Source organism: Streptomyces sp. JLYT201 (assembly GCF_059448825.1).
Map to the genome: position 1 here is coordinate 5,856,301 of NZ_CM182551.1, position 24,057 is coordinate 5,880,357.

Sequence of the window (24,057 nt, forward strand, 5' to 3'; positions counted from 1 at the left end):
CGCATATGTTCCCGATCTCCAGGCATCCTGCAACAGACAGGGACAGGAGCAAAAGCGCAAAGGCCCCGGTTCGTCATGGACTGATGGCCTTTGCTCGGCCCTGGGAAAGGTCGCGATTCAGCCACGGCCCATCTCCCTGCACCCTTGTGGCTCACTGCGCCGATCGGTGTAGATTCGTGACAGTGCCAGACGTCGCTGCTGATGGCGGTCGGGCGGTCCGCTCCTGGGCCGACCGAGGGAGAGAGGGCCTCCGACGGACTGCGCTGCGCGCGCCGGTGTGTCTCCGTACCCCGACGCCGCAGATCAGCCATGCCCACCCTCGACCCATCACGAGGAGCAGCTCATCATGACTGCCGTCAACGGCAAGGACTTCAAGGTCGCCGATCTCTCCCTGGCCGAGTTCGGCCGCAAGGAGATCACCCTCGCCGAGCACGAGATGCCCGGCCTGATGGCGATCCGCAAGGAATTCGCCGCCAGCCAGCCGCTGGCCGGCGCCCGGATCATGGGCTCGCTGCACATGACCGTGCAGACCGCCGTGCTCATCGAGACCCTGGTCGCCCTCGGTGCCGACGTCCGCTGGGTCTCCTGCAACATCTTCTCGACCCAGGACCACGCCGCCGCGGCCATCGCCGTCGGTCCGAACGGCACCCCGGACGACCCCCAGGGCATCCCGGTCTTCGCCTGGAAGGGCGAGACCCTGGAGGAGTACTGGTGGTGCACCGAGCAGGCCCTGACCTGGCCGAACTCGCCCACCGGCGGCCCGAACATGATCCTGGACGACGGTGGCGACGCCACCATGCTCGTCCACCTGGGCGTCCAGTACGAGAAGGACGGCAAGGCCCCGGCCGTCGAGACCGCGGAGAACGACGAGCACCGCGTCATCCTCCAGGTCCTCAACCGCACCCTGGCTGAGAACCCGCAGAAGTGGACCCAGCTCTCCTCGGAGATCCGCGGTGTCACCGAGGAGACCACGACCGGTGTCCACCGCCTGTACGAGATGCAGCGCGACGGCAAGCTCCTCTTCCCGGCGATCAACGTGAACGACGCCGTCACCAAGTCGAAGTTCGACAACAAGTACGGCTGCCGCCACTCGCTCATCGACGGCATCAACCGCGCCACCGACGTCCTCATCGGCGGCAAGACCGCCGTGGTCTTCGGCTACGGCGACGTCGGCAAGGGCTGCGCCGAGTCCCTGCGCGGCCAGGGCGCCCGCGTCATCGTCACCGAGGTCGACCCGATCTGCGCCCTGCAGGCCGCGATGGACGGCTACCAGGTCACCACCCTGGACGAGGTCGTCGAGACCGCCGACATCTTCATCACCACGACCGGCAACAAGGACATCATCATGGCCTCCGACATGGCCAAGATGAAGCACCAGGCCATCGTGGGCAACATCGGCCACTTCGACAACGAGATCGACATGGCCGGCCTCGCGAAGATCCCGGGCATCGTCAAGGACGAGGTCAAGCCGCAGGTCCACACCTGGACCTTCGCGGACGGCAAGGTCCTCATCGTCCTCTCCGAGGGCCGCCTGCTGAACCTGGGCAACGCGACGGGCCACCCGTCCTTCGTGATGTCCAACTCCTTCGCGGACCAGACCCTGGCCCAGATCGAGCTGTTCACCAAGCAGGACGAGTACCCGATCGGCGTCTACACGCTGCCGAAGCACCTCGACGAGAAGGTCGCCCGTCTGCACCTGGACGCGCTCGGCGTGAAGCTCACGACGCTCAGCCCCGAGCAGGCCGCGTACATCGGCGTCGAGGTCGAGGGCCCGTACAAGCCGGACCACTACCGCTACTGATCCGGCCCGCGTACCGCCCCTGACCACGGAGCGGCCCCACCTCGGGCCGCTCCCGGCTCCCGGGGCGGTGCCCGGCCCGTCCGGCCGATCCCGGCCGTACGTCTCCAGCAGGCCCTCGCCGTTGTGGCGGGGGCCTGTCGGTGTCCTGGCCCGGACCGCGTCGTGACCGTCCCGCAAGCCCCAGGGCTGACCCCGGCAACTCCACGGCTGGCCCTGGCGGCCCCACCGTCAGGGTGCCGGACTCCGCATCCCCGACGGCGCGCTGCTTCACGGGCCTCCGCCCTACGAGCCCTCGGTCTGCATGCCCTCGGCTGACGAGTCCTCGGCTCACGAGCTCCCGGCACTCGATTGCGCGGCCCCTCCGACGGCTCGCCTCAGAAGGCTCCGTACGCTCGCCCCACGACGCCCCATACGCTCTGCCCCGACGCTCCACAGCGTCGACGACGCCCTACCGCACGTCCCCCGACAAGGACCGAGCCCCATGCCCCGCGGTCGCTATTCGCTGCACGATCCGCACGATCACACCCCCCTGGCTGAAGAACACTTCCAGTGCGCGCCCGGCCCCTCCGGCTGGCGCTACGTCGCCCAGCGCACCGCTCCCTCCGGCGACCACACGGGCTCCGTCGACCTGGCCGTCGACGAACTGGGCCGCCCCATCCGTCTCGAACTGAACGCCTCCGGCTGGCAGGTGCGGGCCGCCGCTCTCGACGGCGTCACCTGGGTCCGCACCGACGCCACCGGCGCGCACGCCACCGAGAACAACGCCCCCGCTCATGCCTTCACCGGTACGTCCCCCGCCTTCCTCATCGCCACCGCCCGGCTGCTGCGCCTCACCCCCGATTCCCCCGCGAGCCGCGTGCGCCTGGTCGCCTTCACGGACCCGGTCCTGGCGCCGCGCACCCTCGACCAGTCCTGGGCCCTGCTGACGAGAGAAGCACACGCCACTGACAACGGCCCGCTGACCGTGGACGAATACCAGGTCACAGCCCTGGACACGGGGGAGCAGCACACCGTCCACCTCAGCGGTGACGTCGTCCTCGCGGCCCCCGGCATCGAGCTCGAACACCTCGAGTCGCCGCCGTCGACGTTCCCCTGACGCCCGCCCTACGCCGGCGGCACGAAGCCCGTCGAGGGCCGCCGCGGCTCGTCACGCGGCCCGGACTCCGGCACGGCACGCGGCACGGCCCGGGGAGCTTCCGCGTCCGCCGCACCGGCCGAGGGCGGAGCCCACTGCCCCGCCGAGGGCAGCGGGGCGTGCGGGGCCGGCGGGGGGTACGGGGCCGGGGTGGGGGAGCCGGGCGCATTCGGGGCGTACGCGGTCGGCGCATAGGGGCCCGGGTGCGGCGCACTCCCCTCGGCCGCGGCACCGCCGAAGGCCCGCTGCGCCTCCCGTGCCTGCCGCTCGTGCACCACGGCGGCCAGGAACGCGGCCGGCGGCACCCCCACCGGAGCCGGGGCGCCCGTCCGCGCCACCAGATCGCCCGCGAGGCGCTCCGCCATGGCCCAGCCGACCTGCGGATCCAACTGCCCCATGCGCGTCAGGTACTGCCGTATCGCCAGCCACAGGCCATCCGGAACCGCCGACAGATCGAGCTCGGAGAACCGCCCCGCGAGCCACGGCGGCGGCGCGGGCACGTACGCCGTCTGCCCCGTGGGCACCCGCTCCCGTACGACCAGCGTCCCCGCGAACACGTCCCCGAGCCGCCGCCCCCGGGCCGAGACCAAGGACGCGATGCAGGCGACCACCCCGAACATCATCAGGATCTCGACGACACCGACGGCACCGCGCACCAGGGCGTGCCGGAACCGGATCGGCCCGCCGTCGTCCCGTACGACCCGCAGCCCGCAGGCCAGCTTCCCCAGCGACCGCCCGTGGCTGAGCGTCTCGATCGCGATGGGCACGCCCACGAGCACCAGCACGAACGTCGCCACGGCGATGGCGGCGGCCGCCGCGTCGTCGAGGGACGCGGTCGCCGCGAGCAGCCCCAGCGTCACCGCCAGGTACACCGACCAGGCCACGACCATGTCGATCAGGAGGGCGAGCACCCGGCTCGGCAGCTTCGCGGGGCGCAGTTCCAGCGCCACCGCCTCGCCCGTCACAAGCTCGCTCACGCCCGCCGTCCTTCCCGTCGCTGCCCCCGCCACCGCCAGTCTGCCAAGCTGATGAGTGATCGCGTCGCAGTAGGAGCAGTACGAGAAGCCGAGGAGCAGCCAATCCGATGGACCTCGACGTCTTCGTGTCGGCCCACGCAGCCGAATGGGACCGGCTCGACGCCCTGGTACGCCGCCAGCGCCGGCTCACCGGCCCTGAGGTCGACGAGCTCGTCACGCTCTACCAGCGCACCGCCACGCATCTCTCCCTGATCCAGTCCAGCGCCCCGGACCCGCAGCTCACCGGACGCCTCACCCAGCTGGTGGCACGCGCGCGCAGTGCCGTGACGGGCACGCGCCGCGCCTCTTGGAGGGACGTCACCCGCTTCCTGACGCACGGGTTCCCCGCCGCGGTCTACCGGTCCCGGCGCTGGTGGATTCCGGTGTCCCTGCTGTCCGTGGCCCTCGCGGCCGTGATCGGCTGGTGGGTCGGCACGCACCCGGAGGTGCAGTCCTCGATCGCGGCCCCTTCGGCGCTGCGGGACATGACCCGCCCCGGCGGGGAGTACGAGACGTACTACTCCAGCCACCCGGCGACGTCCTTCGCCGCCCAGGTGTGGACGAACAACGCCCAAGCGGCCGCGATGTGCCTGGTCCTGGGAGTCTTCCTGGGGATACCCGTCATCTGGATCCTCTTCCAGAACATGCTGAACGTGGGCGTCGGCCTCGGCCTGATGTCCTCCGCGGGCCGTCTGGACACCTTCTTGGGGCTGCTTCTTCCGCACGGCCTGCTGGAGCTGACCGCCGTCTTCGTAGCCGCCGGAACGGGGCTGCGCCTCGGCTGGACGTTGATCGACCCCGGCCCGCGCACCCGCCGCGCGGCCATGGCCGAGGAAGGCCGCTCCGCCCTGGGCATGGCCATCGGCCTGGCCCTGGTCCTGCTCGTGTCCGGCGCCATCGAAGGCTTCGTCACCCCTTCCGGCCTGCCGACCTGGGCCCGCATCACCATCGGAATCGCCGCCGAGCTGGCCTTCCTCGCCTACGTCTACGTCCTCGGTGGCCGGGCGGCACGCGAGGGCGAGACCGGCGACATCGACGCAGCGGAGCGGAGCGCCTCCGTCCCCACTGCGGCGTGATGTGCGTACGACCCTTCTGACCTGCTAGTCTCCTCATCGCTCCGGAAAAACCGTTGACACGGAAGGACCGGGGAGGTAGATTCGAACAGTTGCCTAGAGCTGGACAGCTCGCACGGCAGCGGTGATAATCCATCTGCTTCTCGAAATCACATGAATCGAGAGGCCACCCCCGATGAATCGGAATCCTGAGCCGGTCAGACCGGCCCAAAACTTCTGATAAAGTCGGAACCGCCGAAAAGGGAAACGCGAAAGCGAAAACCTGAAAGGCGCCGATGAAAATCGGAACGGACCGGGAAGCCGGAAAGATCTGATAGAGTCGGAAACGCCGAAAGGCAAAGGCCCTCCAACGGCCACCGGAAATGAAATCCGAACCGGGAACGGAACGGAAAACGGATCTGGTAGGGTTGGAAACACGAAATACCGAAGGGAAGCGCCCGGAGGAAAGCCCGAGAGGGTGAGTACAAAGGAAGCGTCCGTTCCTTGAGAACTCAACAGCGTGCCAAAAGTCAACGCCAGATATGTTGATACCCCGTCTGCCGGACATCAGTTCCGGCGGCGAGGTTCCTTTGAAAAAGTCCTCCCGCCGATGTGTGGGAGGCGCACAGCGAGGACGCTGTGAACGACCGGGATTATTCCTCCTGGTTGTTCCGCTCTCGTGGTGTTGCACCCGATTACGGGTACACATTCACGGAGAGTTTGATCCTGGCTCAGGACGAACGCTGGCGGCGTGCTTAACACATGCAAGTCGAACGATGAAGCCCTTCGGGGTGGATTAGTGGCGAACGGGTGAGTAACACGTGGGCAATCTGCCCTGCACTCTGGGACAAGCCCTGGAAACGGGGTCTAATACCGGATATGACACGGGATCGCATGATCTTCGTGTGGAAAGCTCCGGCGGTGCAGGATGAGCCCGCGGCCTATCAGCTAGTTGGTGAGGTAACGGCTCACCAAGGCGACGACGGGTAGCCGGCCTGAGAGGGCGACCGGCCACACTGGGACTGAGACACGGCCCAGACTCCTACGGGAGGCAGCAGTGGGGAATATTGCACAATGGGCGAAAGCCTGATGCAGCGACGCCGCGTGAGGGATGACGGCCTTCGGGTTGTAAACCTCTTTCAGCAGGGAAGAAGCGAAAGTGACGGTACCTGCAGAAGAAGCGCCGGCTAACTACGTGCCAGCAGCCGCGGTAATACGTAGGGCGCGAGCGTTGTCCGGAATTATTGGGCGTAAAGAGCTCGTAGGCGGCTTGTCACGTCGGTTGTGAAAGCCCGGGGCTTAACCCCGGGTCTGCAGTCGATACGGGCAGGCTAGAGTTCGGTAGGGGAGATCGGAATTCCTGGTGTAGCGGTGAAATGCGCAGATATCAGGAGGAACACCGGTGGCGAAGGCGGATCTCTGGGCCGATACTGACGCTGAGGAGCGAAAGCGTGGGGAGCGAACAGGATTAGATACCCTGGTAGTCCACGCCGTAAACGGTGGGCACTAGGTGTGGGCGACATTCCACGTCGTCCGTGCCGCAGCTAACGCATTAAGTGCCCCGCCTGGGGAGTACGGCCGCAAGGCTAAAACTCAAAGGAATTGACGGGGGCCCGCACAAGCGGCGGAGCATGTGGCTTAATTCGACGCAACGCGAAGAACCTTACCAAGGCTTGACATACACCGGAAACGGCCAGAGATGGTCGCCCCCTTGTGGTCGGTGTACAGGTGGTGCATGGCTGTCGTCAGCTCGTGTCGTGAGATGTTGGGTTAAGTCCCGCAACGAGCGCAACCCTTGTCCCGTGTTGCCAGCAGGCCCTTGTGGTGCTGGGGACTCACGGGAGACCGCCGGGGTCAACTCGGAGGAAGGTGGGGACGACGTCAAGTCATCATGCCCCTTATGTCTTGGGCTGCACACGTGCTACAATGGCCGGTACAATGAGCTGCGATACCGCGAGGTGGAGCGAATCTCAAAAAGCCGGTCTCAGTTCGGATTGGGGTCTGCAACTCGACCCCATGAAGTCGGAGTCGCTAGTAATCGCAGATCAGCATTGCTGCGGTGAATACGTTCCCGGGCCTTGTACACACCGCCCGTCACGTCACGAAAGTCGGTAACACCCGAAGCCGGTGGCCCAACCCCTTGTGGGAGGGAGCTGTCGAAGGTGGGACTGGCGATTGGGACGAAGTCGTAACAAGGTAGCCGTACCGGAAGGTGCGGCTGGATCACCTCCTTTCTAAGGAGCACTTCTTGGCTGCCAGCTCTGCTGACAGTCCAGAGGCCAGTACATCAGCGAATGTCTGATGCTGGTTGCTCATGGGTGGAACGTTGACTACTCGGCACACTTGACCTGCTTCTCTTCCCAGTACTGCTTCGGCGTGGAACGGAACGAGGAGGGGCGAGGGTGTCGGGCACGCTGTTGGGTATCTGAGGGTGCGGGCTTTGTTCCTGACCTCAGTGCCGACCCCAGTGCACTCACTGGTTCTCCAGTGGGGTGATGGGTGGTTGGTCGTTGTTTGAGAACTGCACAGTGAACGCGAGCATCTGTGGCCAAGTTTTTAAGGGCGCACGGTGGATGCCTTGGCACCAGGAACCGATGAAGGACGTGGGAGGCCACGATAGTCCCCGGGGAGTCGTCAACCAGGCTTTGATCCGGGGGTTTCCGAATGGGGAAACCCGGCAGTCGTCATGGGCTGTCACCCACCGCTGAATATATAGGCGGTGTGGAGGGAACGCGGGGAAGTGAAACATCTCAGTACCCGCAGGAAGAGAAAACAACCGTGATTCCGGGAGTAGTGGCGAGCGAAACTGGATGAGGCCAAACCTCAAGCGTGTGAGACCCGGCAGGGGTTGCGCTTGGGGGGTTGTGGGATCTCTCTTTCACAGTCTGCCGGCTGTGAGACGAGTCAGAAACCGTTGATGTAGGCGAAGGACATGCGAAAGGTCCGGCGTAGAGGGTAAGACCCCCGTAGTCGAAACGTCAGCGGCTCGTTTGAGAGACACCCAAGTAGCACGGGGCCCGAGAAATCCCGTGTGAATCTGGCGGGACCACCCGTTAAGCCTAAATATTCCCTGGTGACCGATAGCGGATAGTACCGTGAGGGAATGGTGAAAAGTACCGCGGGAGCGGAGTGAAATAGTACCTGAAACCGTGTGCCTACAAGCCGTGGGAGCGTCGGAACAAGGCTTGCCTTGTTCTCGTGACTGCGTGCCTTTTGAAGAATGAGCCTGCGAGTTTGCGGTGTGTTGCGAGGTTAACCCGTGTGGGGAAGCCGTAGCGAAAGCGAGTCCGAATAGGGCGATTGAGTAGCGCGCCCAAGACCCGAAGCGGAGTGATCTAGCCATGGGCAGGCTGAAGCGGAGGTAAGACTTCGTGGAGGGCCGAACCCACCAGGGTTGAAAACCTGGGGGATGACCTGTGGTTAGGGGTGAAAGGCCAATCAAACTCCGTGATAGCTGGTTCTCCCCGAAATGCATTTAGGTGCAGCGTCGTGTGTTTCTTGCCGGAGGTAGAGCACTGGATAGGCGATGGGCCCTACCGGGTTACTGACCTTAGCCAAACTCCGAATGCCGGTAAGTGAGAGCGCGGCAGTGAGACTGTGGGGGATAAGCTCCATGGTCGAGAGGGAAACAGCCCAGAGCATCGACTAAGGCCCCTAAGCGTACGCTAAGTGGGAAAGGATGTGGAGTCGCAGAGACAACCAGGAGGTTGGCTTAGAAGCAGCCACCCTTGAAAGAGTGCGTAATAGCTCACTGGTCTAGTGATTCCGCGCCGACAATGTAGCGGGGCTCAAGCGTACCGCCGAAGTCGTGTCATTGCAGTACATACCCCCAACGGGGACTGTGATGGGTAGGGGAGCGTCGTGTGCCGGGTGAAGCTGCGCCGGAAGGCAGTGGTGGACGGTTCACGAGTGAGAATGCAGGCATGAGTAGCGATACATACGTGAGAAACGTGTGCGCCGATTGACTAAGGGTTCCTGGGTCAAGCTGATCTGCCCAGGGTAAGTCGGGACCTAAGGCGAGGCCGACAGGCGTAGTCGATGGATAACCGGTTGATATTCCGGTACCCGCTTTGAAACGCCCAATATCGAGCCCATTAATGCTAAGGCCGTGAAGCCGCCCTGGAGCCTTCGGGCAAAGGGGAGTGGTGGAGCCGCCGGTCCAAGGTGGTAGTAGGTAAGCGATGGGGTGACGCAGGAAGGTAGTCCAGCCCGGGCGGTGGTTGTCCCGGGGTAAGGGTGTAGGACGTCAGGTAGGCAAATCCGCCTGACATTGAGTCTGAGACCTGATGCCGAGCCGATTGTGGTGAAGTGGATGATCCTATGCTGTCGAGAAAAGCCTCTAGCGAGTTTCATGGCGGCCCGTACCCTAAACCGACTCAGGTGGTCAGGTAGAGAATACCGAGGCGTTCGGGTGAACTATGGTTAAGGAACTCGGCAAAATGCCCCCGTAACTTCGGGAGAAGGGGGGCCACACCCGGTGACGGCACTTGCTGCCTGAGCTGGGGGTGGCCGCAGAGACCAGCGAGAAGCGACTGTTTACTAAAAACACAGGTCCGTGCGAAGCCGTAAGGCGATGTATACGGACTGACGCCTGCCCGGTGCTGGAACGTTAAGGGGACCGGTTAGTCACTCTTCGGGGTGGCGAAGCTGAGAACTTAAGCGCCAGTAAACGGCGGTGGTAACTATAACCATCCTAAGGTAGCGAAATTCCTTGTCGGGTAAGTTCCGACCTGCACGAATGGCGTAACGACTTCTCGACTGTCTCAACCATAGGCCCGGTGAAATTGCACTACGAGTAAAGATGCTCGTTTCGCGCAGCAGGACGGAAAGACCCCGGGACCTTTACTACAGTTTGATATTGGTGTTCGGTTCGGCTTGTGTAGGATAGGTGGGAGACTGTGAACCCGGTACGCCAGTATCGGGGGAGTCGCCGTTGAAATACCACTCTGGTCGTGCTGGATGTCTAACCTGGGTCCGTGATCCGGATCAGGGACAGTGTCTGATGGGTAGTTTAACTGGGGCGGTTGCCTCCCAAAGGGTAACGGAGGCGCCCAAAGGTTCCCTCAGCCTGGTTGGTAATCAGGTGTTGAGTGTAAGTGCACAAGGGAGCTTGACTGTGAGACTGACGGGTCGAGCAGGGACGAAAGTCGGGACTAGTGATCCGGCGGTGGCTTGTGGAAGCGCCGTCGCTCAACGGATAAAAGGTACCCCGGGGATAACAGGCTGATCTTCCCCAAGAGTCCATATCGACGGGATGGTTTGGCACCTCGATGTCGGCTCGTCGCATCCTGGGGCTGGAGTCGGTCCCAAGGGTTGGGCTGTTCGCCCATTAAAGCGGTACGCGAGCTGGGTTTAGAACGTCGTGAGACAGTTCGGTCCCTATCCGCTGTGCGCGTAGGAATATTGAGAAGGGCTGTCCCTAGTACGAGAGGACCGGGACGGACGAACCTCTGGTGTGCCAGTTGTTCTGCCAAGGGCATGGCTGGTTGGCTACGTTCGGGAGGGATAACCGCTGAAAGCATCTAAGCGGGAAGCCTGCTTCGAGATGAGTATTCCCACCCACTTGATGGGGTAAGGCTCCCAGTAGACGACTGGGTTGATAGGCCAGATATGGAAGCCTGGTAACGGGTGGAGTTGACTGGTACTAATAGGCCGAGGGCTTGTCCTCAGTTGCTCGCGTTCACTGTGTTGGTTCTGAAACCACGAACAACCCCATGCCCGTAGGGTGTGGTGCGGTAGTTCACAGTTTCATAGTGTTTCGGTGGTCATAGCGTGAGGGAAACGCCCGGTTACATTCCGAACCCGGAAGCTAAGCCTTACAGCGCCGATGGTACTGCAGGGGGGACCCTGTGGGAGAGTAGGACGCCGCCGAACAAATTGTGAAGGAGACCCCCGTGCCATTCGGCACGGGGGTTTTCTGCGTTGTGCTGCTTTTTCGCGCCCGCCTCTTCCCTCCTCTTCCTTTCATCGTTCGTTGGGGCGGCCTCAGAGGCGGCCCGCTGCCTTGAGGGAGAGATAGGCGTCGGCCAGCGCCGGGGGCAGAGCGTCAGGCGTGGCGTCCACGACCGTGACGCCATGGCGGGTGAGCTGTTCCACGGTCCGCTGCCGCTCCGCCTGGGACTGAGCGGCGGCTGCGGCGTCGTACACCGCCTCCGCGGTGCCCCGGGACATGGCCATCTTGGCGATGTGCGGGTCCGCGACGGATGCGACGAGAACCGTGTGGCGCTGGGTGAGACGGGGGAGCACCGGCAGCAGGCCCTCCTCGATGGGGGCCGTGTCGAGGCTGGTCAGCAGCACGATCAACGAACTGCGGGGGGCCGTGCGGAGAGCCGTCGCGGTGAGGCCGCGGGCGTCCGTCTCGACGAGCTCCGGTTCCAGCGCGGCCAAGGCGTTCACGAGAGAAGGAAGGACATCGCCCGCTGCCTTGCCCTGGACCAGGGCGCGTACGCGACGGTCGTAGGCGAGGAGGTCGACACGGTCGCCCGCACGGGATGCGAGCGCTGCCAGGAGGAGCGCGGCGTCCATGGACGCATCGAGGCGAGGAGCGTCGCCGACGCGGCCCGCGGAGGTGCGGCCCGTGTCGAGGACCAACAGGATGTGCCGGTCGCGCTCCGGGCGCCAGGTGCGGACCGCCACCGCCGACTGGCGGGCGGTGGCGCGCCAGTCGATGGAGCGGGTGTCGTCCCCGGGAACGTACTCGCGGAGGCTGTCGAACTCGGTCCCCTGACCGCGGATCAGCACGCTGGTGCGGCCGTCGAGTTCGCGCAGGCGGGCCAGCTTGGACGGCAGATGCTTGCGGCTCGCGAAGGGCGGCAGGACGCGCAGGACCCAGGGGACGCGGTGGCCCCCCTGGCGGGTGAACAGCCCCAGTGGGCCGTACGAGCGGATCGTGACGCGGTCCGCGCGGTGATCGCCGCGGCGAGTGGGGCGCAAGCGCGTGGTGAGACGGCGGCGCTCTCCGGAAGGGACGTCCAACCGGTGCCGGGAGGCGGCGACTTCGGTTCCGGGCTGCCAACTGCTGGGCGGCCAGGCGTCGCGGACTTCGGCACGCAAGGGGCGCTTGGTGGGGTTGGTGACGGTGAGCTCGACGTCCACGGGCTCGCCGAGGCGCACGGTGGTGTCGCCGGAGCGGGTCAGGCCGAGCCGGCGGACGGGTGCGGCCAGCGCGTAGTCGCAGGCGCACGCCAGGGCCAGCGGGGCGTTGACGGCCAGGATGCCGGTCCAGCCGGGTTCCAGCAGGCCGACGGGGAGGGTGCCGAGCGCCGCCAGGAGGGCGGCGCGGCCGGTGGGGGCCATCAGCGGGGCACCGGAACGTGGTTGAGGATCGCGGTGATGACGGAGTCGGCCGTCACGCCTTCCATCTCGGCCTCGGGGCGCAGCTGGACGCGGTGGCGGAGCGTGGGCAGGGCGAGCGCCTTCACGTCGTCAGGGGTGACGTAGTCGCGGCCTGTCAGCCAGGCCCACGCGCGGGCCGTCGACAGCAGGGCGGTCGCACCGCGCGGTGACACGCCGAGCGTAAGGGACGGCGATTCGCGGGTCGCACGGCAGACGTCGACTACGTAGGCGGCGATTTCGGGGGAGACCGCTGTCTTGGCGACGGCGGAGCGGGCGGCTTCGAGGTCGGCCGCGGTCGCGACGGGGCGCACGCCCGCGGCGCGCAGGTCGCGCGGATTGAAGCCTTCCGCGTGGCGCTGCAGCACGGCGATCTCGTCCTCGCGGGCGGGCAGGGGCACCGTCAGCTTGAGGAGGAAACGGTCCAGCTGGGCCTCGGGCAGGGGGTACGTGCCCTCGTACTCGACGGGGTTCTGCGTGGCGGCCACGAGGAACGGGTCGGGCAGGAGGCGAGGGGTGCCGTCGACGGTGACCTGGCGCTCCTCCATCGCTTCGAGGAGGGAGGACTGCGTCTTGGGCGGGGTGCGGTTGATCTCGTCGGCGAGCAGGAGGTTGGTGAAGACCGGGCCCGGCTGGAAGGAGAACTCCGTGCTGCGGGCGTCGTAGACGAGGGAGCCCGTGACGTCGCTCGGCATCAGGTCGGGGGTGAACTGGACGCGCTTGGTGTCGAGTTCCAGGGAAGCGGCGAGGGCGCGCACGAGCAGCGTCTTCGCGACGCCGGGGACGCCTTCGAGCAGGACGTGGCCACGGCAGAGAAGGGCCACGACGAGGCCGGTGACGGCGGGGTCCTGGCCGACCACGGCCTTGGAGATCTCCGTGCGCAGGGCCTCCAGGGAGGAGCGGGCGCGGTCGGAGCTCCCGGCGTTGTCAGTGGTCGGGTCCATCATGAAGTACGTACCTCACTTTCGAGGGCGTCGAGTTGGTCGGCGAGGGCGATGAGCCCTGCGTCGTCGCCGGGCGGCGGGCCGAAGAGAAGGGGGTGCAGGTCCCGGCCGGGCGTGCGCAGGCGGCTCGTCAGGGCGGCGAGGAGCGCCTCGGGCGAGTGGGCCCGGGTGGTGGGGACGCCGACGAGGGGGGCGAGGCGGGTGCGGGTGGCCGAGCGAAGAGCCGTGGCGGCGCGGTCGCGGGCGTCGGCCTTGCGGTAGAGGCGGGCGCGGCCTTCGACGGCTTCGGAGGCGCGGATCGCGACGGGGAGCTTCTCGGGGACGAGCGGGCCGAGGCGGCGGGCGCGCCAGAGGGCGGCGAGCACGGCGGCGACGGCGAGCTGAAGGGTGCCCCAGAGCCAGCCGGAGGGGATCAGGTCGAAGAAGTCCTCGTCGGCGCTGTCGTCGACGGCGTCGTCGGCGAGCGAGGGGAGGTACCAGACCAGGTGGGGGCGGGAACCGAGGAGTTGCAGGGCGAGCGAGGCGTTGCCGTGCTCGTCGAGGCGGTCGTTGTAGAGGATGTCGGGGGCGCCGAGGACGACGGTGTCGCCCTGCGCGTCCCCGGAGGCCGCCGTGGCGGGCAGCCGCAGAAGGCTGGGCAGGCCGTCGCTGGAGTAACAGGAATCGGCGTCCGGGACGAGCGTCTCGTAGCGGTTGCCGCCGACGTCGGCGGTGCCCGCGCGGCGGGCGGCGGGCAGGGAGCAGCCGGGGGACAGCGTCGAGTCGAGGCTGCGGGCGGAGTCCGCGGTGACCCCGGGGGCGAGGGTCGAGACCGACAGGGTGTTGGGGGCGACCAGGACGGTGCGGCCTCCGGAGTCCTTGGTGGCGGCGTGCAGCCGGGACTGCTGGCGTTCGGTGAGGAGGTCCGGGGTGGCCACGAGGAGCGTGGTGTCGGGGCCCGCGGCGGACCGGGCTTCTTCGGTGGTGGTGACCACGCGCGTGGACACGCCCCGGTCGTCGAGGAGTTCGGCGACGGCGCGGCTGCCGTAGGGGTCGGCGGAGCGCGGGTCCAGGCGCCCGTGCTGGGCGCCGGAGCGGACGACGGCGATGGCGATGGCCGCGGCCAGGAGGACGACGACCGCGAGGGCGATGCCCCGGGTGCGGGGCCAGAGCTGGCGCGGGGTGGCGGCGAGGGACGTCCCTGCGGGCGCTTCCGCCGCGGTCTCGGCGGGCGTGGCGGCTGTCCGGGGCAGGGTGCCTCCGGGAGTGCCCGGTGTGTTCGCGGCGGTGCCCGGTGCGTCCGCGCGGGGGGTGGGGCCGGTCATCCGTCGGCTCCGGGGGAGCTGGTGGGGGACGCGCCGGCGGTGGTGAGCACCGGCTTGGCGCGCTCCAGGGTCTGGTCGAGCTGGGCGATGCGCCGGTACGCGGGCGCGTCGGCGCTGCGGCCGCCGTACGTGACGTCGTCGAACTCCCGGGCCGCGGCGCGCAGCTCGGCGGCGTGCGCGGGCAGGGTGCGGCCGGCCTCGGCGGCGGCCTCGTCCGCCGTGCGGCCGGGGCGCGGGTCGAGCAGGGCGCGCTCCTCCAGGGAGCGGACGACGGCGCGCATCCGCTCCTGGACGGCCTGGTTCCAGTGGCCCTGGGCGGCGTGCGCCTCGGCGGTCGCGCGGTGTTCGGCGGCGCTGCGGGGGCGGTCGTCGAAGAGGGCGGCCGAGGTGGCGGGGGCCCGGCGGGGCGTGCCGAGGCGCCACCACAGGGCCGCGACCACGGCGACCACGGCGAGCACGATGACGACCAGGCCGAGCCCTCCGCCCGGAGCCGCCCCGGAGGCGGCGTTCAGGAGGTCGCCCGCCCACTCCCAGAAGCGGTTCAGGGCGCGCTGGAGGAGGCTCGGGTCGTTCTCGTGGTACGCGGGCTTGGACAGCTCCTTCTCGGCCGCCTCCCGCGCGGGGTCGCGCGGGATCGTCACCGGGGGTTCGTCGCCGGTGCGCGGCAGCGACAGGGCCGTCCTGAGGCCGCTGCGCGGCGACGGTGTCCCGAAGCCGGGGAGCGACGACGGGACGGCCGTGCCGAGCCTGTTGAGTACTGCCCCCGCCAGGGTCACCGCATCAGCTCCCCGGGGTGCTGCCGGGCGTGTCGGAGTCGCCGTGGCCCGGGACGCCGGCCGCGCGGGCCAGCTCCAGGTCGAGGGCCTCACGGCGGATCCGCTGGTCGATGTAGAGGAGCACGGTGACGCCCGCGGTGATCGGGAACGTGAGCATGGAGCCGATGACCTGCCCGATGCCGCTGACGATCAGGAAGGTCCAGCCGACGTCGCCGGTACCGCTGTCCAGGAGGTTGGAGACGCTGTCGCCGCTGAGCGCGCCGGCGATGACGGTGAACGGGATGACGATGATCGACGAGATGACGTTCGCGATGACGGCGGCGAGCAGCTGGATGCCGAAGACCCGCCACCAGGAGCGGTCGACCAGCTTCGCGGACCGGCTCATCGACTTCTTCACGCCCTGCTTCTCCAGCATCAGGGCGGGAGAGGAGAGCGAGAGGCGGACCACCAGCCAGATGGCGACGAGGCCGGCCGCGAGGCCGCCGAGGATCGCGAGGGTGACACCGGCGTCACCGGCCCCGAAGGCGGCGATCAGCACGCCGGGCAGGGTGCCGACCGCGACGATGCCCACCGCGATGAGCGGAAGGAGCAGGGTGAGGCCGAGCAGCTTGGGCAGCATCGGGCGGGAGTCCCGCCAGGCCTCCGCCGTGGTCACGGACCTGCCGAGCACGGCGCGGCTGGTGACCATGGTGAGCAGGGCGGTCGCCACGATCGTGCCGAGCAGGGTGATGACCAGGACGACGCCGCTGCCCACGAGCGTGGCGCCGAGGGCGCGGGTCACCTCGCCGACGGTCGCGCTCGGGTCGTCCAGGGCGTCGGTGTCGGCGGAGTCGTTGAGGAAGAGCCCCTGGAGAAGGACGACGACGAGCTCGGTGACGACGGCGACGGTCAGCGAGATGCCGAGGACCGTGCGCCAGTACGTGCGCATCGTGGAGACCGCGCCGTCCAGGATCTCGCCGACGGCGAGCGGGCGGAGCGGGATGACACCGGGCTTGGCGGCGGCGGGCGGGCCCTGCCAGGCGCCCCAGCCGCGGTAGGGGCCGCCGGGTCCGCCTTGGCCTCCTTGGCCGCCTCCCGGGCCGCCGGTGGGGCCGTTGCCCCAGCCCTGGCCGCCGCCCCAGCCCTGGCCGGGAGGAGCGGGCGGGGGCGGGGTCTGGGCCGGGCCGGGCGCGGACCACTGGGCGGGCGGCGGCTGTTCCTTCGACCACTTCGAGGACGGGCCGCTCGGCTGGTCCTGGGGGGCCTCGGGCCCCTGTTCGCCGGAGTCGTGGCCGTCGGAGGGGGCGGATCCGGGCGAGGCCCAGCCCGGAGTGTCGTTCATCGTCGCTCCTTCACAGTGCCCGTCCGCGGTCGCGGCGGCAGGTTGCCTGCCATCGTGCCACGGGGCGGTGGCCCGGGGACCAGGCACGGGGGTCCGGAGACCGGGTGCTGGCCGGGCTGCACACCTTCTATTGTCCGACGGGTAGCGGGCAGACTGGGCGGATGGCTGATCAGTACGCGCAATCCGGCGAGGACGTACGGCCGACACCGCCCTCGGCGACTTCCGGCGGCGACCCGGGGACGCCCGGCGGCTCAGGTGCGCCCGGCACGCCCGGCCCCTCCGACACCACCGGTTCCTCCGGCACCACCGCGGCCTCCGCGATCCCTGAGCCCCCAGAGACCCCAGAGGCTTCCATGGCCTCTGCGGTGCCCGCGACGTCCGCGATTCCCACGATCCGGTGGGACGAGCCACCCGAGGGGCCCGTTCTCGTCCTCCTCGACCAGACCAGGCTGCCGGGCGAGGAGACGGAGCTGGTGTGCACGGACGCGCCCGCTCTGGTGCAGGCGATCCGGACGCTCGCCGTGCGCGGGGCTCCGGTGCTCGGCATCGCCGGGGCGTACGGCGTCGCGCTGGCCGCGGCCCGCGGCTTCGACGTGGACGAGGCGGCCGAGGCCCTCGCGGCCGCGCGGCCCACCGCCGTGAACCTCGCGTACGGCGTGCGCAGGGCCCAGGCGGCGTACCGCGGCGCGGTCGCCGGTGGCGCGGACGAGCGGGGCGCGGCGAGTGCCGCCCTGGCCGCCGCGCGGGCGCTGCACCAGGAGGACGCCGAGGCCAGCGCGCGGATGGCGGTGCACGGCCTGGCGCTGCTCGACGAGCTGCTGCCCGGCGGCGGGCACCGCGTCCTCACGCACTGCAACACCGGGGCGCTGGTCTCCGGCGGCGAGGGCACGGCGTTCGCGGTGGCGCTCGCGGCACATCGCGAGGGCCGGCTGCGCAGGCTGTGGGTCGACGAGACGCGGCCGCTGCTCCAGGGCGCCCGGCTCACGGCGTACGAGGCGGCGCGCAACGGCATGCCGTACACCCTGCTCACGGACAACGCGGCGGGATCGCTGTTCGCGGCCGGTGAGGTCGACGCGGTGCTGATCGGCGCCGACCGGATCGCGGCCGACGGTTCGGTGGCCAACAAGGTGGGGAGCTATCCGCTCGCGGTCCTCGCCCGCTATCACCACGTGCCGTTCGTGGTGGTGGCGCCGGTGACGACCGTGGACCCGGAGACCCCGGACGGCGCCTCCATCGAGGTCGAGCAGCGGGCCTCCCAAGAGGTGACGGAGGTCACGGGCCCCTTCGTCGCGGGGTCGGGAGCGGAAGGGGGAGGCGGAATTCCGGTGGCGCCGCTGGGGACGCAGGCGTACAACCCGGCCTTCGACGTGACGCCCCCCGAGTTGGTGACGGCCATCGTCACGGAGGAAGGTGTCGTGTCGCCGGTCACAGCGGAGGCCCTGGCCGAGCTGTGTGCCAGGTCACGCCAGGTAACGATTAGCTAATGGGATGATGTCAGGCATGAAGGGACGAGTCCTTGTCGTCGACGACGACACCGCACTGGCCGAGATGCTCGGGATTGTGCTGCGTGGTGAGGGTTTCGAGCCGTCGTTCGTGGCGGATGGCGACAAGGCGTTGGCGGCTTTCCGGGAGGCCAAGCCGGATCTGGTGCTCCTCGATCTGATGCTGCCCGGTCGGGACGGCATCGAGGTGTGCCGTCTGATCAGGGCGGAGTCCGGGGTGCCGATCGTCATGCTCACGGCCAAGAGCGACACCGTGGATGTGGTGGTCGGCCTGGAGTCCGGGGCCGATGACTACATCGTCAAGCCGTTCAAGCCCAAGGAGCTGGTGGCCCGCATCCGGGCGCGCCTGCGTCGCTCCGAGGAGCCCGCGCCGGAGCAGCTGGCCATCGGTGACCTGGTCATCGATGTCGCGGGGCACTCCGTGAAGCGGGACGGGCAGTCCATCGCGCTGACGCCGCTGGAGTTCGACCTCCTGGTGGCGCTGGCCCGCAAGCCGTGGCAGGTGTTCACGCGCGAGGTGCTGCTCGAGCAGGTGTGGGGCTATCGCCACGCCGCCGACACCCGCCTGGTGAATGTGCATGTGCAGCGCCTGCGCTCCAAGGTCGAGAGGGACCCGGAGCGGCCGGAGATCGTGGTGACCGTCCGTGGCGTCGGTTACAAGGCCGGACCGAGCTGACGTGTCCAAGGACAGTTCCGCTCCGGCGCCCGGCGACCCGGGAGCGCGTCCGGGGCGGACTGTGCGGCCGCCACGGCGAGGGTCCCGCTTCGGGGCCCTCGTCGACAGCGGCCTGATGCTTCAGGGCGGAGTGCAGGGCAGCCCCGTGCTGCGGCTCTTCACCCGCTGGGTGCGCCGTCCGCTGCTGCCCGTGATGCGGCTGTGGCGGCGCAACATCCAGCTCCGGGTCGTCGTCACGACCCTCCTGATGTCGCTCGGCGTGGTCCTGCTGCTGGGCTTCGTCGTCATGAGCTCGGTGAGCAACGGCCTGCTCAAGGCGAAGGTCAACGCCTCCCAGAGCCAGGCCGACGGCGGCTTCAAGGTCGCCCAGGAGAAGGCCAACTCCGCGCGCCCGTCCTCCCCGCAGGGCGACGGCGCCGACGGCCCCACCGCGCAGAACGCCGCCGTGTGGATGTCGGAGCTGGCCGAGCAACTCGCCAGCGGCGGGCAGAACGCGTTCTACGTAGTGACGTTGAGCTCCAATACGGGTGACGTCGGCAGCGTGCGCGGACCGCGTGCCTCCGGAGGCGTGGACCCGATCCAGAGCGTGCCCGAAGAGGTGCGCGACAAGGTCGGCGACGGCACGCTCGCCTACCAGAGCAACACCCGCATCAACTTCATCGACCACCGCGCGTCGCAGGCCGGTCTGGTGATCGGCAAGCAGCTCAGCGACCTCAACGGCGACTCGTACCAGCTGTACTACCTCTTCCCGCTGACGCAGGAAGAGGAGTCGATGCGGCTGGTGCGCGGCACGCTGGCGACGGCGGGCCTGTTCGTGGTGGTGCTCCTCGGTGCCATCGCCTGGCTGGTCGTGCGCCAGGTCGTCACGCCCGTACGGATGGCGGCCGGGATCGCCGAGCGGCTGTCCGCGGGGCGGCTCCAGGAGCGCATGAAGGTCACCGGAGAGGACGACATCGCGCGCCTCGGCGAGGCCTTCAACAAGATGGCGCAGAACCTCCAGTTGAAGATCCAGCAGCTGGAGGAGCTGTCGCGGATGCAGCGCCGGTTCGTGTCGGACGTGTCGCACGAGCTGCGCACGCCCCTGACCACCGTGCGGATGGCGGCCGACGTCATCCATGAGGCGCGCGTGGACTTCGACCCGGTCACGGCGCGCTCCGCGGAACTGCTCGCCGACCAGCTGGACCGCTTCGAGTCGCTGCTCGCCGACCTCCTGGAGATCAGCCGCTTCGACGCGGGCGCGGCGGCCCTGGAGGCCGAGCCGATAGACCTGCGCGAGGTGGTCCGCCGGGTGGTGGGCGGCGCCGAACCGCTCGCGGAGCGCAAGGGCACCCGCATACGGGTCGTCGGCGACCAGCAGCCCGTGGTCGCGGAGGCCGACGCGCGGCGCGTGGAGCGGGTGCTCAGGAACCTCGTGGTCAACGCCGTGGAGCACGGCGAGGGCCAGGACGTCATCGTCAAGCTGGCGGTGGCGGGCGGCGCGGTCGCCGTCGCGGTGCGGGACTACGGGGTCGGGCTCAAGCCCGGCGAGGCGACCCGCGTCTTCAGCCGCTTCTGGCGGGCCGACCCGGCACGCGCGCGTACCACCGGCGGTACGGGCCTCGGCCTGTCCATCGCCCTGGAGGACGCGCGTCTGCACGGCGGCTGGCTGCAGGCCTGGGGGGAGCCGGGCGGCGGCTCGCAGTTCCGGCTCACGCTGCCGCGCACGGCCGACGAGGTCCTGCGGGGCTCGCCGATACCCCTCGAACCCGACGACTCGCGACGCCACCGCGACCGGGACGCCGCCGGCCTCCCGCGCGGGGGCGGCGGCAAGCGGGCCACCGTGCCGCACCAGCCGCAGGACCAGCCGCCGCCCGTGCCCGCGAAGGCCCCGATCGCGCCCCGGCTCGCCCAGGCGGCGGCCCTGGACGTGGACCCGACGGCCCTGCCGGGCAACGGCGCGCGCGTGGTGCCCCGCCAGCCCCTGGTGCCGGGAGACGAGCGCACCGGAGAGCCGCGCGGCGACGTACCGGAGCCGGGAACGGACCGGTACGCACCGACAGCGGACCACGAGGCGGACCACAAGGCGGATCACCACGACGGGCCGGGAGCGGGCAGTGGCGGCGGGCCGGGTGCGGGCAGGAGCGGCCCTGGTGCCGACGAGGAAGAGGGAGCCTCGCGTGCGCGTTGAGGGGAACGGGCGGCGGCTGCGGGCCGGGGTCGCGCTCACCGCGGGCGCGGTGCTGCTCGCCGGGTGCGCGTCCATGCCCGACGAGGGCAATCTGAAGAAGGTCGACGCGTCACAGCGCCCGGACTCGCAGTCCCAGGTGCGCGTGTACGCGATCCCGCCGTCCGAGAACGCGCGGGCCGTGGACATCGTCCAGGGCTTCCTGGAGGCCCTGACCAGCGACGACCCGGACTTCACGATCGCCCGCAAGTACCTCACGAAGGAAGCGTCCGCGGCGTGGGACCCGGAGCACTCCACCACGGTCCTCGCGGACGGCCCGAACACGGTCGCGGACAACCTGGGCAACGACAGCGGCGGCGGCCGCACGTACTCGCTGACAGGACGCCAGGTCGCGACGGTGAACAAGCAGCACGCGTACGTGCCCGACGAGAAGTCGTACGCGCAGACCGTGCACCTGTCGCAGCAGAGCGGGCAGAACGGCCGGGCGTGGCGCATCGACCGGCTGCCCAAGGGCATCGTGCTCGGCGAATCGGACTTCGAGCGCAACTACGAAGCGGTCAACAAGTACTACTTCGCCGAGCCCGGGGCGGGCAGCCGCGGAGGCGGCCCCAAGGCGCTCGTCGCCGATCCCATCTACGTACGGCAGCGCATCGACCCGCTGACGGAGACGGTGAAGTCGCTTCTGGACGGGCCGACGCACTGGCTCGAACCGGTGGTCAACTCGCGGTTCGACACCGGGACGAGGCTCGCGCCCGACGCCAAGTCGCTGGCACCCGACGACAAGAACAAGCTGGTCGTGCCCCTGAGCGGGCGCGGCGGCCGGGTCGGCCAGGAGCGGTGCACCGAGATGGCCGCGCAACTGCTCTTCACCCTCCAGGACTTGGCGTCCTCCGGAGTGGAGCAGGTGGAGCTCCAGCGCGAGGGCGGCTCGCAGCTGTGCGTGCTCGGCAAGGACCGCGCCGAAACGGTCGCGTCGCCGCGCAGCACGAACCGCCCGTCCTACCAGTACTTCGTCGACGACAAGCGGCGCCTGGTGCGGATGCCGGGCAACGCGGGGAGCAACGCCAAGCCCGAGCCGGTGTCCGGGCCGTTCGGCCAGCCGGAGGAGGAGCTGCAGTCGGTCGCGGTGTCGCGCAACGAGGTGCGCGCGGCCGGGGTGTCGGCCGATGGGCACCGGCTGTACACGGCGTCCCTGGTCGGCGGTGCGCTCGGCGGTCCCGAGCTGCGCTCGCGGGGCAAGACGCCGGACCAGGGCCTGTCCACGCCCAGCTGGGACGGCCGGGGCGACCTGTGGGTGGCCGACCGCGACCGGAAGCGGCCGCGCCTGCTCTGGCTCGACCAGGGCACGGGCGAGCCGGTGCAGGTCGGCGTCTCGGGCCTGGACGGGCGCATCGAGGCGGTCCGCGTGTCGGCCGACGGCGTGCGCATCGCGCTGCTCGTGAAGAAGGGCGACAAGACGTCGCTGCGCATCGGCCGGGTCGAGCGCTCGGGCGGCAAGGGCGAGCGCCCGGAGATCTCCGTCGTGGAGCCGCGCGAGGCGGCCCCGCAGATGGAGGAGGTCACCGCCATGTCCTGGGCGGGCCCGAGCCGTCTCGTGGTGGTCGGCCGCGAGTCCGGTGGCGTGCAGCAGATGCGGTACGTCCAGTGCGACGGCTCGGCGCGCGCGGGCACGACGCTGCCCGGCCTGACCGGCGTGCAGGAGATCGCCGCGTCCGAGGACGAGACGCAGCCGCTGCTCGCGCACTCCGACGACGGCATCGTGCGGCTGCCGTCGGGGGCGCAGTGGCAGACGGTGGGCAAGGACGGGACGGGGCCGGTCTACCCCGGGTGACGCCCGTGGGGCGCAGCGCCCCAGGAGCGCCCCTCGGAGCGCCTCCGGTACGGGTGCGTCGCCCGGCGCGCAAAAGTCGGTACAGAGGCGCGTTGGCGCAGCCCAGTCGGGGTGCGAACCGTTGTCCACAGGGGGTTATCCACAGGGGTGGCAGGGTGGCCCGCGCGTTGGCACAGTGGTGGGCATGCGGGGGTGGTGGCAGGACCTCACGGATCTGGTGCTGCCGACCGAGTGCGGAGGCTGCGGGACGCCTCGGGCGGCGCTGTGCGCCCGGTGCCGGACCGCTCTGTGCGGGGCCCCGCCGCGCAGGGTGCGGCCGGTGCCGGAGCCACCGGGCCTTCCGGTGGTGCACGCGGCGGCGGCGTACGAGGAAGCGGTGCGGGCGGTCCTGCTCGCACACAAGGAAAGGGGCGCGCTGGCGCTCGTCGGGCCGCTCGGCGAGGCGCTCGCGGGCGCGGTGCGGGCCTCGCTGGCGCATGGCGGCGCGGTCGGAGCGCGCGGTGCGGCCGCCGGGGGAGCCGGTGCGGCCTCCGTGCTGCTCGTCCCGGTGCCGTCCGCCGGGCGCGCGGTGCGGGCGCGGGGGCACGACCCCGTGCGGCGGATCGCGTTGGCCGCGGCGGGTGAGCTGCGCCGCCACGGGGTGCCCGCGCGGGTGCTCGGGGCGCTGCGGCAGCGGCGGCCGGTCGCCGACCAGTCCGGCCTCAACTCCCGCGAGCGGCGGGCGAATCTGTCGGGCGCGCTCGGGGTGGTGGCCGGTGCGGGGCCGCTGCTGCGGGGCGCGGGGCACGTCGTCGTGGTGGACGACCTCATGACGACCGGCGCCTCCCTCAGGGAAGCAGCGCGTGCGCTGGGTGGAGTGAACGGCGCATCCGGGGAAGGAGATGACCGAGCGCACCGGACCGGCCCCAGGGCACGGGACGGGGCGGAGAACCAGATAGGGAACCAGCCAAGCCGCGGTAAGCAGAACGGCGCCGTGGGCACGTCCGCTAATGCCCTGGTGGCCGAGGCAAAGGAGGCCGCAAAGGCACTCAGTGCGGCGGTCGTCGCGGCTTCACCGGATTCCTTCGAAATAAACCGGAACTGACGGAGAACTTTCATCGTTGCAGGTAGTGAGAGGGCCAAGACGCCCGAATGGAGGTACGCCGCAGTAGAGGGTGACGACATCCGTCCGGGCGAGATATGTTCGGTTGTGAGGAGCAGCGG

14 protein-coding genes and 3 rRNA genes are annotated in these 24,057 nt (G+C 69.3%); 11 read left to right on the forward strand and 6 right to left on the reverse strand.

The window, feature by feature from the left end; all coding sequences use genetic code 11:
- Positions 1–343: 343 nt before the first annotated feature.
- Both ahcY and AC5WAM_RS24555 read left to right on the forward strand, forming a co-directional pair.
- Positions 344–1,801 (forward strand): adenosylhomocysteinase, encoded by a 1,458-nt coding sequence (ahcY, locus tag AC5WAM_RS24550; RefSeq protein WP_366796262.1) that lies wholly within the window; start codon positions 344–346, stop codon positions 1,799–1,801.
- A gap of 481 nt (positions 1,802–2,282) precedes the next feature.
- Positions 2,283–2,897 (forward strand): hypothetical protein, encoded by a 615-nt coding sequence (locus tag AC5WAM_RS24555; protein ID WP_495518819.1) that lies wholly within the window; start codon positions 2,283–2,285, stop codon positions 2,895–2,897.
- 8 nt (positions 2,898–2,905) lie between these two features.
- Here AC5WAM_RS24555 and AC5WAM_RS24560 read toward each other — a convergent pair whose 3' ends face one another.
- Entirely contained in the window at positions 2,906–3,913 is a 1,008-nt protein-coding gene (locus AC5WAM_RS24560) for an RDD family protein (protein ID WP_495518820.1), read from the reverse strand.
- Positions 3,914–4,020: 107 nt separating this feature from the next.
- On the opposite strand from AC5WAM_RS24560, the gene AC5WAM_RS24565 reads away from it, so the two are divergent.
- The 4 genes from AC5WAM_RS24565 (at position 4,021) to rrf (ending at position 10,878) form a co-directional block, all read left to right on the forward strand.
- Entirely contained in the window at positions 4,021–5,028 is a 1,008-nt protein-coding gene (locus AC5WAM_RS24565) for a stage II sporulation protein M (protein ID WP_366796255.1), read from the forward strand.
- A gap of 684 nt (positions 5,029–5,712) precedes the next feature.
- Positions 5,713–7,238 (forward strand): 16S ribosomal RNA (locus tag AC5WAM_RS24570).
- 312 nt (positions 7,239–7,550) lie between these two features.
- A 23S ribosomal RNA gene (locus AC5WAM_RS24575) occupies positions 7,551–10,672 on the forward strand.
- Positions 10,673–10,761: 89 nt separating this feature from the next.
- Positions 10,762–10,878 (forward strand): 5S ribosomal RNA (rrf, locus tag AC5WAM_RS24580).
- The 16S, 23S and 5S rRNA genes sit together here, the layout of an rRNA operon.
- A gap of 111 nt (positions 10,879–10,989) precedes the next feature.
- Here rrf and AC5WAM_RS24585 read toward each other — a convergent pair.
- The 5 genes from AC5WAM_RS24585 to AC5WAM_RS24605 are packed head-to-tail and all read right to left on the reverse strand — an operon-like array spanning position 10,990 to position 16,681.
- Positions 10,990–12,300 (reverse strand): DUF58 domain-containing protein, encoded by a 1,311-nt coding sequence (locus AC5WAM_RS24585; RefSeq protein ID WP_366795737.1) that lies wholly within the window; start codon positions 12,298–12,300, stop codon positions 10,990–10,992.
- Positions 12,300–13,280 carry an AAA family ATPase gene (locus tag AC5WAM_RS24590; RefSeq protein WP_495518821.1) on the reverse strand — a complete coding sequence of 327 codons (981 nt, stop codon included), beginning with the start codon at positions 13,278–13,280 and terminating at the stop codon, positions 12,300–12,302. The genes AC5WAM_RS24585 and AC5WAM_RS24590 overlap by 1 nt, the downstream gene beginning before the upstream one ends.
- A complete protein-coding gene (locus AC5WAM_RS24595; protein WP_495518822.1) occupies positions 13,280–14,584 on the reverse strand; it encodes a DUF4350 domain-containing protein in 1,305 nt (434 codons plus the stop codon). Before AC5WAM_RS24595 ends, AC5WAM_RS24590 begins: the two co-directional genes overlap by 1 nt.
- A complete protein-coding gene (locus AC5WAM_RS24600; protein ID WP_495518823.1) occupies positions 14,581–15,360 on the reverse strand; it encodes a DUF4129 domain-containing protein in 780 nt (259 codons plus the stop codon). Before AC5WAM_RS24600 ends, AC5WAM_RS24595 begins: the two co-directional genes overlap by 4 nt.
- A 4-nt stretch (positions 15,361–15,364) precedes the next feature.
- Positions 15,365–16,681, reverse strand: a complete 1,317-nt coding sequence (locus AC5WAM_RS24605; RefSeq protein WP_366795734.1) for a glycerophosphoryl diester phosphodiesterase membrane domain-containing protein — start codon at positions 16,679–16,681, stop codon at positions 15,365–15,367.
- A 353-nt stretch (positions 16,682–17,034) separates the two neighbouring features.
- Between AC5WAM_RS24605 and mtnA the strand changes: the two genes are divergently transcribed.
- From mtnA to AC5WAM_RS24630, 5 genes are all read left to right on the forward strand, one after another.
- On the forward strand, positions 17,035–18,165 hold the full coding sequence (gene mtnA, locus AC5WAM_RS24610) for an S-methyl-5-thioribose-1-phosphate isomerase (protein ID WP_495523648.1): 1,131 nt from the start codon (positions 17,035–17,037) through the stop codon (positions 18,163–18,165).
- 4 nt (positions 18,166–18,169) lie between these two features.
- The gene (mtrA, locus tag AC5WAM_RS24615) at positions 18,170–18,859 is read left to right on the forward strand and encodes a two-component system response regulator MtrA (RefSeq protein WP_189176211.1); all 690 of its coding nucleotides are present in this window, start codon (positions 18,170–18,172) and stop codon (positions 18,857–18,859) included.
- 1 nt (position 18,860) lies between these two features.
- Positions 18,861–21,026 (forward strand): MtrAB system histidine kinase MtrB, encoded by a 2,166-nt coding sequence (gene mtrB / locus AC5WAM_RS24620; protein WP_495518824.1) that lies wholly within the window; start codon positions 18,861–18,863, stop codon positions 21,024–21,026.
- A complete protein-coding gene (locus AC5WAM_RS24625) occupies positions 21,016–22,854 on the forward strand; it encodes an LpqB family beta-propeller domain-containing protein (protein WP_495518825.1) in 1,839 nt (612 codons plus the stop codon). Before mtrB ends, AC5WAM_RS24625 begins: the two co-directional genes overlap by 11 nt.
- A 184-nt stretch (positions 22,855–23,038) precedes the next feature.
- Positions 23,039–23,938 (forward strand): ComF family protein, encoded by a 900-nt coding sequence (locus AC5WAM_RS24630; RefSeq protein ID WP_495518826.1) that lies wholly within the window; start codon positions 23,039–23,041, stop codon positions 23,936–23,938.
- Positions 23,939–24,057 lie beyond the last annotated feature (119 nt).

Excerpts from the sequence above, each read along its gene's own strand:
- AC5WAM_RS24595 (WP_495518822.1), bottom strand. The coding sequence starts at position 14,584 with ATGACCGGCCCCACCCCCCGCGCGGACGCACCGGGCACCGCCGCGAAC.
- AC5WAM_RS24565 (WP_366796255.1), top strand. The coding sequence starts at position 4,021 with ATGGACCTCGACGTCTTCGTGTCGGCCCACGCAGCCGAATGGGACCGG.
- AC5WAM_RS24585 (WP_366795737.1), bottom strand. The coding sequence starts at position 12,300 with ATGGCCCCCACCGGCCGCGCCGCCCTCCTGGCGGCGCTCGGCACCCTC.
- AC5WAM_RS24590 (WP_495518821.1), bottom strand. The coding sequence starts at position 13,280 with ATGGACCCGACCACTGACAACGCCGGGAGCTCCGACCGCGCCCGCTCC.
- AC5WAM_RS24555 (WP_495518819.1), top strand. The coding sequence starts at position 2,283 with ATGCCCCGCGGTCGCTATTCGCTGCACGATCCGCACGATCACACCCCC.
- AC5WAM_RS24630 (WP_495518826.1), top strand. The coding sequence starts at position 23,039 with ATGCGGGGGTGGTGGCAGGACCTCACGGATCTGGTGCTGCCGACCGAG.
- mtrA (WP_189176211.1), top strand. The coding sequence starts at position 18,170 with ATGATGTCAGGCATGAAGGGACGAGTCCTTGTCGTCGACGACGACACC.
- AC5WAM_RS24605 (WP_366795734.1), bottom strand. The coding sequence starts at position 16,681 with ATGAACGACACTCCGGGCTGGGCCTCGCCCGGATCCGCCCCCTCCGAC.
- mtnA (WP_495523648.1), top strand. The coding sequence starts at position 17,035 with ATGGCCTCTGCGGTGCCCGCGACGTCCGCGATTCCCACGATCCGGTGG.